This window comes from Crocosphaera chwakensis CCY0110 (genome assembly GCF_000169335.1).
Classification (GTDB): domain Bacteria; phylum Cyanobacteriota; class Cyanobacteriia; order Cyanobacteriales; family Microcystaceae; genus Crocosphaera; species Crocosphaera chwakensis.
The window spans coordinates 1-12377 of the sequence record NZ_AAXW01000096.1; the positions used below are offsets into that span (position 1 = coordinate 1).

General features: G+C 35.0%; 13 protein-coding genes. 5 read left to right on the forward strand and 8 right to left on the reverse strand.

Translation table 11 applies throughout. The features are described 5' to 3' along the window. On the reverse strand, nt 1-1339 hold a 1339-nt coding region (locus CY0110_RS26280), incomplete at its 3' end, for a M1 family metallopeptidase (protein WP_008278690.1). Between the two features lie 298 nt (nt 1340-1637). Here CY0110_RS26280 and CY0110_RS26285 point away from each other — a divergent pair. From CY0110_RS26285 to CY0110_RS26295, 3 genes are all read left to right on the forward strand, one after another. Further along, entirely contained in the window at nt 1638-2618 is a 981-nt protein-coding gene (locus CY0110_RS26285) for an alpha/beta hydrolase family protein (protein ID WP_008278691.1), read from the forward strand. 101 nt (nt 2619-2719) lie between these two features. Continuing rightward, complete coding sequence (locus CY0110_RS26290; RefSeq protein WP_008278692.1) at nt 2720-3397, forward strand: class I SAM-dependent methyltransferase; 678 nt, start codon at nt 2720-2722, stop codon at nt 3395-3397. Nucleotides 3398-3546: 149 nt separating this feature from the next. Continuing rightward, nucleotides 3547-4116 carry a Uma2 family endonuclease gene (locus CY0110_RS26295; protein ID WP_008278693.1) on the forward strand — a complete coding sequence of 190 codons (570 nt, stop codon included), beginning with the start codon at nt 3547-3549 and terminating at the stop codon, nt 4114-4116. A 38-nt stretch (nt 4117-4154) separates the two neighbouring features. Here CY0110_RS26295 and CY0110_RS26300 read toward each other — a convergent pair whose 3' ends face one another. The 7 genes from CY0110_RS26300 to CY0110_RS26330 all read right to left on the reverse strand — a co-directional run bounded on the left by CY0110_RS26300 (nt 4155) and on the right by CY0110_RS26330 (nt 9906). After that, complete coding sequence (locus CY0110_RS26300) at nt 4155-5084, reverse strand: lysophospholipid acyltransferase family protein (protein ID WP_008278694.1); 930 nt, start codon at nt 5082-5084, stop codon at nt 4155-4157. Nucleotides 5085-5181: 97 nt separating this feature from the next. After that, nucleotides 5182-5793: a type IV pilin-like G/H family protein gene (locus tag CY0110_RS26305; protein ID WP_008278695.1), complete on the reverse strand. Its 612-nt coding sequence runs from the start codon at nt 5791-5793 to the stop codon at nt 5182-5184. Between the two features lie 151 nt (nt 5794-5944). Then, entirely contained in the window at nt 5945-6838 is an 894-nt protein-coding gene (locus CY0110_RS26310; RefSeq protein WP_008278696.1) for an alpha/beta fold hydrolase, read from the reverse strand. Nucleotides 6839-6930: 92 nt separating this feature from the next. Continuing rightward, complete coding sequence (locus CY0110_RS26315) at nt 6931-7836, reverse strand: sulfotransferase family protein (RefSeq protein WP_035800782.1); 906 nt, start codon at nt 7834-7836, stop codon at nt 6931-6933. A 119-nt stretch (nt 7837-7955) separates the two neighbouring features. Further along, on the reverse strand, nt 7956-8192 hold the full coding sequence (gene rpmB / locus CY0110_RS26320; protein WP_008278698.1) for a 50S ribosomal protein L28: 237 nt from the start codon (nt 8190-8192) through the stop codon (nt 7956-7958). A gap of 145 nt (nt 8193-8337) precedes the next feature. Further along, complete coding sequence (locus tag CY0110_RS26325) at nt 8338-8973, reverse strand: peroxiredoxin (RefSeq protein ID WP_008278699.1); 636 nt, start codon at nt 8971-8973, stop codon at nt 8338-8340. Between the two features lie 123 nt (nt 8974-9096). Further along, the gene (locus CY0110_RS26330) at nt 9097-9906 is read right to left on the reverse strand and encodes a class I SAM-dependent methyltransferase (RefSeq protein WP_008278700.1); all 810 of its coding nucleotides are present in this window, start codon (nt 9904-9906) and stop codon (nt 9097-9099) included. Nucleotides 9907-10048: 142 nt separating this feature from the next. Between CY0110_RS26330 and CY0110_RS26335 the strand changes: the two genes are divergently transcribed. Both CY0110_RS26335 and CY0110_RS26340 read left to right on the forward strand, forming a co-directional pair. Further along, nucleotides 10049-11068 carry an N-acetylmuramoyl-L-alanine amidase gene (locus CY0110_RS26335; RefSeq protein WP_008278701.1) on the forward strand — a complete coding sequence of 340 codons (1020 nt, stop codon included), beginning with the start codon at nt 10049-10051 and terminating at the stop codon, nt 11066-11068. Nucleotides 11069-11171: 103 nt separating this feature from the next. Beyond that, nucleotides 11172-12167, forward strand: a complete 996-nt coding sequence (locus tag CY0110_RS26340) for an ImmA/IrrE family metallo-endopeptidase (RefSeq protein ID WP_008278702.1) — start codon at nt 11172-11174, stop codon at nt 12165-12167. Nucleotides 12168-12377: the final 210 nt, after the last annotated feature.

Sequence of the window (12377 nt, forward strand, 5' to 3'; positions counted from 1 at the left end):
AAAGGAATAATAGGTTATAGCCAGTTGATGTTTCAATTGCCCTTAATAAATCAATGGTTTCTACGGTTTTGTGAGCATTTTCATTAACAAAAGTATGAATGGCTTTATCAAATAATTCGTCTCCTAAAATTCCTCGAATCATGTGATAAACACAAGCCCCTTTTTCGTATAAGTGGCGATCGTATAATTCAATGGCTTCTCGATAAATATTAGTAACAATGGGACGACGATAACGGGAAGAATCTTCTTCTAAATAACTTCTAGCTTCGTTTAATAAATAGTAAGCAGCGTCATCTTTTCCATATTCGTGTTCTGTCCATAAAACCTCGGAATAAGAAGCCATTCCTTCTTTAATCCAAGCGTGTGACCAATGTTTAATTACCACTAAATCACCAAACCATTGATGGGCTAATTCATGGGCGACTAAACTTTCAGTAAAGGGTCGATCTTTTAGGGCTTTTTCATCTAGTAAACAGCGATCAGTTAAAAGAGTAGTTGAGGTATTCTCCATCCCTCCAAAGATGAAATCACTAACACAAACTTGAGCATATTTAGGATAGGGATACTTATAGCCAAATTTTGTCGAAAAATAGTTAATCATTTGGGGGGTTTTTCCCATGCTTAACTTTGCTTCTTCTTCTTTTCCTTTTTCTACATAATAATTAACAGGAATGCTTTTCCATTTGTCTTTTATTTCGCTAAATTCTCCTACTGCTAAGGTCATTAAATAGGTAGGATGAACCTGTTTTTGTGACCAGTGATAAATGGTTTCATCTCCAACGGTTTCTTGATTAATTAATTCCCCATTAGATATGGCCATAAAATTGCTAGGAACTTTAACTTTAATTTCTGAGGTTGCTAACTGTCCCGGATAGTCAAAACAAGGGAACCAAAACCGTGAGTCTTCATCTTCTCCTTGAGTCCAAACTTGAGTCGGTTTATCTGGATAATATTCATTTGGGGCGATAAAATAAAGTCCTCTTTGAGGATTTTTTACTTGATAATTAATAAGAATAGTAATAGATGCTTCTTCGGTCGGTTGTAAGAGGTTAATTGTTAATTTTTCTTTGTCATAATCAAAAGGTTGACTCACTGTGTTGATGAAAACAGAATTGATGTTTAAATCAACCGCATCTAATATTAATTGATTAATACCCGAACGGACAGGGGTTAAGGTAATAGCGCAAGTTCCTGTAAAGCTTTGATGGGGAATATCTAAGGTTAAGTCAAGGAAAATATGATTAACTTGTCCGTAGCGATCAGGGTTATAATGGGGTTTAGCACCAGGTAATTCAAATTTACGGTTATTATTTTCGCTATCAAAATGTTTCAGAGTCATAAGATTTCTTGAAATAGAGGATTTAGAGATGCTGTTAAATTATAGCTACTTAATATTATATAATAAAACTAAAAATAGTAAAATAGATATTCTAACAATTTAAAGATATAATAATATTGAGATAATGGTTTGAAATTGAGTTAGTTAATCTCTCCATATACGAAAATAATTGAAATATCTAGGTTAGTTTATAAATTAGAGATTTTCAATCAGCTTCAAATTATACTTTTTCTAAGATAATTTAGTTAATTTTGTTTAAAATTCAAGTAAAATTTGTTAGTGTTATATAAATAAAATAATGGAAAAATTAGCTTACTTTACTTCAAAAAATACTAAAATCCAAGGAACATTAACCTTACCTGATGGTATCAACAAACCTCCTGTTTGTTTGTTTATTGGGGGATCGTTTCCGCAAACTCGTGACGGTAATTTAGATAACTCAAAAGAAGACTGGTTTCCTACTGCTTTACCTGAAAGAAATTTGTTTAAAGATGAAGCAAAATTGTTTCAAGAGTTAGATTATGCTACCTTTCGATATGATAAAAGAGGCTGCGGTAAAAGTGAAGGAAATTTTAATACAGTTGATTTATTTGGGTTGGTTGATGATGCTAGAGAAGCTATAAAATGGTTAAAAAGTTCGCCTGAGATTAATAATAATAGAATTGGTATTTTAGGACAAAGCGAAGGTGCAGTTATTGCTTTAATGTTAGCAGCAGAGGATTTAGATTTAGCCTTTTATATTTGGCAAGGAGGAATTTATAATAACATCGAAACTATTTTTGAATGGCAACGAGATAATTTTTGGAAATTGGAACAAGAAGCAATTGATAACTTTAAAAATACTTTTCCTTTAATGTATTGGGTTTATGTTAAAACTGATGAATTATGCGACAAAATTAAACAAGGAGAAACTTATTTAAGATTAGGTGACGAAACTTGGTCAAAAGATTTGTATCTTCCTCTTTATAAACAACATTTTGATTATCCTCCTTTCGGGTTTATATCCAAAATAAAATGTCCTGTTTTATTATTACACGGAGAATTAGATCATAATACTCCTTATACAGAAGCATTATTAGCAGAAGAAGCGTTGAAACAATCAGGAAATACTCAAGTAACCACTCACATTTTTTCAGGGTTAGATCATAGTTTCCGACGACTGGGAACCCCCGACGAAGATTTTGTTACTGCTATGAAACGTCCCCTTGATGTTGAAGTGACTAAAGCGATAAGAAAATGGATAAAGTCAGATTTAAAATTGAGAAGTTATGATTTATGATAGAAAGGTGAGCAAAGTAAAACTCTATTTTAAACGCTTTGAAAATCTTTCTATTTTTTGCTCGCTCTACGCTAACTTATTTAGCTTATTAATTAAAAACCATGAATGAAGAAAAACTGAATGAATTACGCCAAAAGGTTCAAAATTTAGCTTTAGAGTATCAAAAAAAAGAGGATTTTACAGGATGGTTTGAGGTTATGTACACCGACGCACTAGGAAACCCTGAAGAAATTCCTTGGGCAAAAATGCAACCTCATCCTTGTTTAGAAAATTGGTTAAAAACAAAAGATATAACGAATAAAAAAGCTTTAGTTATTGGTTGTGGTTTAGGAGATGACAGTGAACTTGTAGCCGAAAAAGGTGCTAATGTAACTGCTTTTGATATTGCACCGTCGTCTATAGAATGGTGTAAAAAACGGTTTAATAATAGTTCTGTTAATTACTTTGTTGCTGATTTATTAAAATTAGATAATAGCTGGAAAAATAGCTTTGATCTAATTTTTGAATCCCGAACGATTCAAGCATTACCCCTTAGTATTAGAAGAGAAGTTATAGAAGCGATCGCAACATTATTAAAACCAAAAGGAACCCTATTAGTTGTGACTCGTCTTCGAGAGATAGAAGACATTCCTGATGGTCCCCCTTGGCCAGTTTCTGAAGAAGAATTATCACAATTATCTGAGTATGGTTATGAAGAAATAACCCGTATTCCTTACAGTGATCCTAATAACCCATCTATAAAACAAGCATTAATTGAATATCAAAGAAAAAGATTATAAAATGTTGTCATTTTACAGAACAAAGCGTTTATATCCTCGAATCAGAGATCCGCGCTTACTTCGTCCCTCTTCGAGTCCGTGATGCGCAAATCATAAAAATTACGATAAAATACAATCATCAGATGTTTAGAGTTAACCTTTAATCTGTCATGCAAGCAACAGTTATTAAAACTTTTTCCATTGAAGAATATCTAAAGCAAGAAGAAAAAGCCGAATCTAAAAGTGAGTACATCGACGGACAAATTATACCCATGACAGGTGGAACAATTAATCATAATCAAATTGTAGGAAATATTTATGCTGAATTGCATTTTGCCTTCAAAAAACTTGATTATCGTGTCTATGTGGAAAATGTTCGACTTTGGATACCAGAAAAACGGATTTGCACTTATCCTGATATTATGGTCATTAAAGATGAACCTATTTATTATGAAAATAGAAAAGATACTATTCTCAACCCTAGTTTAATTATTGAAGTTTTATCTCCTTCAACTCAGAATTACGATAAAGAGGGAAAATTTGCTGCTTATCGAACTATTAAAACCCTTAAAGAATATGTATTAATTAGTCAAACTCAAATATCTGGAGAAAAATTTGTTAAAACAGGAAACAAACAATGGTTATTCCAAGAGTATCACCAAGAAGATCAACAAATTGACTTAGAATTAAATGATATGAGTTTGAATTTTTCTGAGATTTATCATAAAGTTGAGTTCTAGGATTTCTCACACATATGAGAAACCCGTTCAAAAATAAGTTAACAGAAAAAATGATTAAGAAACTCCGAAAATAATTTCAATTCATCAGGTTCTTGATAATGAGAAGGTAGTAACTCAATAAAAGCATTTTCTAACTCATTTAATACGGTATCAATATCCTTATGTTTAGGATGTTTAACTTGAGGAAAGTGTAAAGGTTCTCCAAAGCGAAGGGTTAAGGTTTTACGGTAATATAAATGTTGTGTTCCAACTAAAGCCACAGGAACCACTGGAACCCCACTGCGTAACGCATAAATAGCAGTTCCTCGTTTGAGGGGAAGGCTTAACTGTCCTTCTGTTGTCCCTAGACGACCTTCAGGAAATAGCATTAAACCCTGTCCTTGTTCTAAAATAACTTGTACAGCCTTGTTAATTTGACGTAAGGTTTTGATAGATTCCCCAGAGGACACATTTTCTTCAATAGCTTTGGCCAAAGGCTTTAAATCTTCGTGTCCTGCTTCGGCTGCTTCAATGATAGCGGTTTCTTGACCCCAACGACGTTCTAGGGGAATAACTCCACCTGAAAGCCCTAAGATAAAGCGTTTCCACCATTTATTATAAAGGGTACGAGCATCCCCCAAAATGTGGAAATAGGGAGAAGCAAAGCATTCTGATAACAATAAAAAAGGGTCAATATGGTTGAGATGGTTCCCGACTAAAATAACGGGACAACGGGGGATGCGTTGGGGGTATTCTACTTTGACTCGAAAAAGACTATGAATAAGCGATCGCAAAACAAAACGACGAAACCAACCATTAATAGGCGGTTGAAATGTCCCTTCTGCCATCGTTTCCAGGTCATTTAAGCCCTGTTGAATTGCTTTTGTGATCACGGGGTTTTGAGCGTCGGATAACCCCTCTTTTGCCCGTTGAATGGTGTGTGGAGTAATGGGGGGTTTAGTATTAATAGATTCTAGGGACACTGGCATGATCGTAACTTGAATACTTTAACTCATTGTCTCTGGGGATTGAGTTATTAAAAGTTGAGATCAGGCCAGTTTTTGGAATGGTACAAATGAGGTGAAGTTAGTTATCAGTTTTTTCATTGGCAACGGGTACAGTAGAATCCGCACAGCTTAAGGATGGCTCGCTGGTTGAGTTTAACTCCTTGGCTCTAGCGACTTGGGGATCGGCTGGCCGTCGACGGCCTGTTTCTGTCGTTTGACAGATAATCGTAACGATTTCCCCTTTCTGAGTTTCATTATCTTTTTCATTTTCAGGAGACTTAATGAAAGCTCCCCCAACATAGGCTTTGAGTTGATTAGCGATGGGAGTTTTAGCTGGTAAAACGTAAATGTAAGCCCCTTGAAAACTGGTGCGAACGGCATAATTAAAGGTAGAAGGCAAAGTTAGGTTATTTTCTTTGGCTATCTCATCAATAACAACCTGAAATTCCCCATTTTCTTCATAATAGGAGCGTTGTGCTTCGGTCATCTTGGTGATAATTTCCAAGGCTTTGGCTTGCGCTTGTTCTACCTGTTCCTCTTCGCTCAATACCTGTTCTTGCTTAACTTCCTCTTGCTCAACTTGTTCTTCTGCTTGGGTTTTAACAGGAATTCCGACTAAACTGGTTCCTAATAGCAAACTTGCCAGAGTCCCAGTTATCCATGTTTGTTGGTTTGTTAATACTTGGGTCATCGCTTGTTCTCCTGATTAAAATTACTTAGCCAATGGCTTGAGTAACTCTACAAAAGCAGACAAAAGTAAAAAATTCGTTAAATTAGTTAAAAAGCATTCTTTTAGTGACAATTTTTAGCCTTGTTGGTGGGCATTGCCCACCCTACCTAATTCAAAAATTAAGAGACTCCAGCCAAGTTAAAATCAATTCGTTAACTTGTTGGGGTTTTTCGTCATGAGGACAATGACCGGCTTTTTCGATAGGATAAAATGTGGTATTTTGTCCGTTTTTTGCTCTTTCTTGGTACATTTTTGATCCTTTAATGGGAGTCCAAGGATCATCGGTTCCCCATAAGACTAAAAGGGGTTGATCAATATTGGGTAATAACGTTTGAGGGTGTGGTCCGGGAGGGGCCGTTAACACCGAAGCAAACACTTTCTGCGCTCCTGGATCAGAAGAGGGTTCATAGAGGAGATCCACTAATTCGTCGGTGACTGCATTGCGATCGCAATACACTTGATAGAGGGTGCGACGAATACGATGTTTTTGACGAATACGGTTAAAAATGAAGGGTCCAGTCAGAGAAGAATTGACTAATTTAGTAAAGGTTCCCATAATCATTCGCAGAGGAAAATGCAACTCATCGGGACGATGATTTAACCCTCCTGCACAGTTAATTAATACACCCCCTTTACTAATGTGGGGATATTCGGCCAAAATCATTAAGGTTAATAAACCACCGATAGAGTTACCGATAAAAATGGTCGGTTTATTAATATGATCTTGCCAAAAATCCCTGATTAAATCCCGCCATAGTTCTACGGTGTAGTTTAATTGAGGTTTATCAGAACCGCCAAATCCTAGTAAATCTAAGGCATAGATGCAATAATTTCCCTGGGCTAAATGAGGAATGTTGTTACGCCAATGGCCAATAGATGCACCAAATCCATGAATTAATAATAAGGGTTCTCCTTGTCCTTGAACTGTATATTTGATGCGATGGCCTTGCCAATACCAATAGTAGGTTTCTAAGGTTTTAGTTGATAGGGTTTCCGTAGTTATCATGATCAAATTATTAAAAGGTTATGAAAGTCTATATTTTTATCCATAATATAACTCATTCTGTTCAAAATAATATTAAAAGATCCATAAAAATTTTAAATGGTTAACCAAGGTGATAAATCTCTATCTATCAGGTCTTGAAGTTTGAGAATATCATCATGATATAGATTTAAAAGTAGCTGCTTCTCTTCATCAAATGAGTCTATTTCGTCTTTTGATTTTGAGTTCATTCCTATTAATAAAGAACGGAGTTTTTGCCTTTTTTTCTCTGACAGAAGCGGTTTAAGTAAATTAGCTGATAAGGAACGGATGGGATTTTTTCTAACTAAAAGATTATTAACTGCTTGATTTTTTGGCACTTGTGCTACTTGTAATTTTCGAGAGGTATCGGGTTCAAAATCAGGGTCGACTCCAATGATTTTATAGATATCTTGTATAAATTTTTTAGAATTTTTACGAAGATCATCATATAAAAAAATAGAAACCTGTTCTCGACCGAAGTGTTCAAAATAGTGTTTAACAGGTTGATAATATTTACCTTTAATAATGACAAAAGATTTATCAGATTTATATTGTATTTGTTCTTTTAATGATGTGTTAGATTGAGCTTCCCTGACGTGCATTAAATAGTCAGAGATGGCTCTCTCTACAGGATTTCTCAAAATAGCAATTAATTTAGCGTTAGGAACATAACGCTTAATTAACTCTGTCGAGGTTTTATAATGAAATAGGTAATTAGGAGAAATTTCTCCAATAGCTATCTCATTCTTTACGCCTTTAAAGAGGTTTTTATATTGCTCAAAAGTAACAATTTTTTTCGGTTTAAATTGATGACCTTGTTCAATAAGTTTTTCCCAGTCTTTTTCTAAAAAGTCAGTTTCTTTAACCGGACTTAAATAAACTTCAGGATGTTGTTTTAAATAATTATAAACTGACGTGGTTCCTGCTTTTTGAATACCAACGATTAAAAAGTTAGGCAGTTTAATGTCTGAATTATTCATTGTTCTAAATAATTTAGATAAGTTAATTAACCAAAGAATCATAGGGGAATTTAGTAATAATTACTAAACTTCTAGACTGAATCCCCTATTAAATGATCCTTAATTAATATATCTCAAGATTACATTTTATTTAAGTTAATTCCTGCTTCTTTCGCCATCGCATTCAACCCTTTCTTTTCTAGGGTTTTGATGGCTTTGGTAGATAAACGTAATCTAACCCAACGGTTTCCTTCGGGCCACCATACTCGTTTCCATTGTAAGTTAGCTTCTTGTAATTTTTTGGTACGACGGTGAGAGTGGGAGACAGCAAAAGCGTTATTGGCTTTTTTTCCAGTGAGTTGACATTTACGAGACATTTTCAACCTCCTAGTTGATACAATCGAGTCCGATCTTTAATCGTAGCAAACTCTGGAAGGGTTTTCAGCTATGAATTAAGCATTATCAGACAAGATAGGGGTCAACTATAGTCGACCCCGACAAAATTTCCCAACAAAAACAATTCTATTTATTGGGTTGAGGGGTCATGCGTAAATAGGGTTTAACTTCTGTGACTCCTTTGGGAAACTTCTGTTTTGCTTCGTCTGTGGAAATGGAGGGAACAACGACACAATCGTCTCCATCTTTCCAGTTAGCAGGAGTGGCAACTTGATGGTAATCGGTTAATTGTAAAGAATCAATCACTCGTAAAATTTCATCAAAATTACGTCCGGTACTAGCAGGATAGGTTAGGCTAAGGCGTAATTTCTTGTTAGGGTCAATAATAAAGACAGAACGAACAGTGAGATTATTGAGGGAGTTAGGATGAATCATCCCGTATAAGTCTGCTACCTTGCGATCAGGATCAGCAATGATAGGATAGTTAACGTTGGTGTTTTGGGTTTCGTTGATATCGTTAATCCAACCTTTATGAGAATCCACACTATCAACGCTCAAAGCTAAAATTTTAACGTTGCGTTTGTCAAATTCTGGTTTAAGACTTGCGACTGTCCCTAATTCAGTGGTACAAACGGGTGTATAATCAGCAGGGTGGGAAAACAGAACAACCCAACTGTCTCCAGCCCATTCATGGAAAGAAATGGAACCTTCGCTAGTTTCTTGGGTAAAATCAGGTACAGTATCACCGAGTTGAAGAGCCATATTTCGTAACTTCCTATACAATTTCAAAGGAGTATTTTTATTACTATCACAGAAATTTAGAAAGATGCCGTAATTTTATATAGTTATAAGAATTGTCAATAGTCAGTTATTAGTGACCAGTTATTATTTGATACGACAGAGATAATAAAGCCACATATCATTGCAAAAGATCATATCCTGTTTTGTAGTCAATTGTAAGCCAGTTTTCCAAGAAAAAACTTTAATATCTGTAAATAATGGTTCGAGTTGTTTAATTTGTTCTGAGGCTCGAATATAATAAGTTCTTAGGCGAAAGTTATGGGATTCATCTCTTAAAATAGCATAATTCTTTTGTTTGATAGTTGGATAATTTATAGAAGAATTAAACCCACGCAAAAAAGCAAACATCACTAAATTAACATAGGTTTTAAACGGATTTAAACTAAAATGACATCGCCAATTAAATAATTTTTCTATAGCTTGAAGATTATGACTAGAAAAAAAGAAATAACCCCCAGATTTTCCAACGCGCTTAATTTCTTGTAAACCTTTTAGTCTATCTTCATGGGATATATAATCAATACCATTGAAACTAAATAAAATAAAATCAAAATAATTATCATCAAATTGACTTAAATTTCTAGCATCTCCTACCATTAACTTTATAGATGGATAAGACTGACTCAGTCTTTGTTGACAAGCTTTAATCATATCCACAGAATAATCAACCCCAATATACTCTTTAACCAAAGGAAAAAAATGTTGTATGGTTCGTCCTCCTCCCACCCCTAAATCAAGCATTTTCATATTTGATAATTTATTTTTAAGAAGTTTAATGATAGTTTCTTCTGCGGGTTGTAGTTGTTGCAGATATTGATAATAGTTGACTACATCTGAGGTTGAATAGGTCTGAAGATTTTTATCATTAATCATATTGGATTCAATCTTTGACATTTGAGTGTTTTGCTATTCCTTGTTCTCTATCACCTATTGAAACAACAGGATTCTAACTTTCACCTGCTAAAATCATGATGTCACCAGAGAATAACCTAATTTTAAAGTGACAAAAAATAAAAAAGTGGGTGAGGATTGAAACATGAAACGACTAAAAAGCCTTTTAGCGGGACTGCTTGTTTCTCAAGCCGTAGGACTTGCTGTTGATGCGAATGATCTCGAATATTGGGACTTTGATGTTCGTCAAAATCGCGTTGAAATCGTCACAGAAGAAGGCGTTCGCCCCAAAGCTTCTATGATTGCTAATCCTACCCGTCTCATTATAGATTTACCTGGGGTTAACTTAGGAAAACCAAGCACTTCCCAAGATAAGATTAGTAGTTATGTCAGAGAGGTTCGGGTTGGGCAGTTTAATCCTTATACTACTCGTATTGTAGTAGAATTGGGGCAACAATATTCGATGCGGCCTTGGGAAGTAAAGGTGCGAAGTTTAGGCCCTAACCGTTGGTATGTGCAGTTGTCGGACTTTCAACCCCATTCGGTTTATTCTTTGCCTCCAGAAGAAGAACCTGTCGCCATTATTGTCCCCTTACCCAACCCTAGCAGTCCCGTGTATCGAGGAGGAGGTCGGTACACGGTGGTGATCGATCCGGGCCACGGAGGGCGCGATCCTGGGGCGATCGGATTGGGAGGATTGCAGGAAAAACGGGTGGTTTTGTCCATTTCGGCAGAAGTTGCCAGAATTTTGAAACAAAGGGGCTTCAACGTGGTTATGACCCGTTCTAGTGATGCTTCTGTGTCTTTGAGGGGAAGGGTGCAACGGGCTGAAAATAGTGATGCAAATGTGTTTGTTAGCATCCATGCTAACGCAGTGGGAGGTAATCAATCTCAGGTGAATGGTATGGAAACTTACTATTTTTCTTCTGGTTATCGCCTTGCTTTGAGTATTCATCGTAATATTTTACGAGGGGTAAGCGTGTCTAGAAATCGCGGGGTAAAAAAAGCACGGTTTTATGTGTTACGTAAAACATCTATGCCAGCAGCCTTGGTTGAGGTGGGTTTTGTCACCGGAAGCGTAGATAATCGTAATTTAAACAGTGCTAGTTATCGTAAAAAAATGGCCGAGGCGATCGCTAATGGCATTACGGAATATTTACGATAGACTATGAGAAAAAAATATTAATTTTCGTGACAAAAGGATATTACTATAGTAATTTAATACTATCTGACAAAAAATCATATTGGTCAAACAGAAGGGTAAGAAAATGACAAAAACCCTTACTATGTCAACCCTCTATAAAAAACTGGCTACATTAGGACTCAATAAACAATATATACGAGAATATGGTTTACCTAGTTGGTGGGGTGATGAACTTAATGACAAACCTTTTGCTGTGTTAGAAGGGGCTGCTTACATAGCCGACAATTTCAATATAGACTTAAAATCCTTATTAATGCCTGAACAAGAGGCTAAATTTAATCCTTTACCTCATACTCAATTTAAACAACATAATAGTAAAAATAAAGAACATCCTAAAGTTGCTTCAACCTTAGCTAGTCGGGTAGCTGAGTTAATTTCTTATGGGACTAATATTAAGTGTCTCAAGTTACCTAATGATGCCAAAACTATTAGAGAAGAAATTTTAAGTAACTATAAAACAGTTAATTTAGAATCTCTTTTAGATTATTGTTGGAGTAAAGGAATAGCAGTAGGATATGTAAATAAGTTTCCTAGACAAACTAAGAAATTCTCTGGATTTATTCAATGGCAAGCCAATTGTCCCGTAATTATTTTAAGTGCAAACAATACACACAGGGCTAGATTTACTTTTGACTTAGCTCATGAATTGGGACATTTAGCATTAGGACATTTAAAAGAAGGCATTTTAATTGATGAAAGTCTTGAATTTGATTCTAACGATGATGAAGAAAAACAAGCTAATCAATTTGCTGTTCAATTATTATTAGATAAGTATGATAACTACTTAGGAAACCACAAATTTCAAAACGCTGAACGCCTCACTCAATACGTTATAAAAATTGTCATTCCTAAACTTCCGCGTATCGAAGCAGATGCAATTATTCTTAACTATGGATGGCACAATAAAAATTGTTTTCGTCAAGCTATGGCTGCTTTAAATATACTAGAAGTATCAACCAATGGACAAATACTTATTAATAAGTATTTAGTAGATAAGTTAGACTGGGATAAGTTTAGTGATGAAACTTATGAATATTTAGAGAAAGTTTTAGGAGTTTAAAATTGCCAGGTAATTTTTACTGTTTGGATAATGACATTATTCTTACACTTGCTACTTATGACCTTTTTAATAACATACTTCAATCTCTTGATATTCAAGAAGAGCAAATCAAAATTCTTGATACTTTTACATATAAGTTTGGTAAACAAATTAAACGTAAGAGAGGTAAGAAAGCTAAATAATAGTGAAAAACATGATATACAAAAAGCT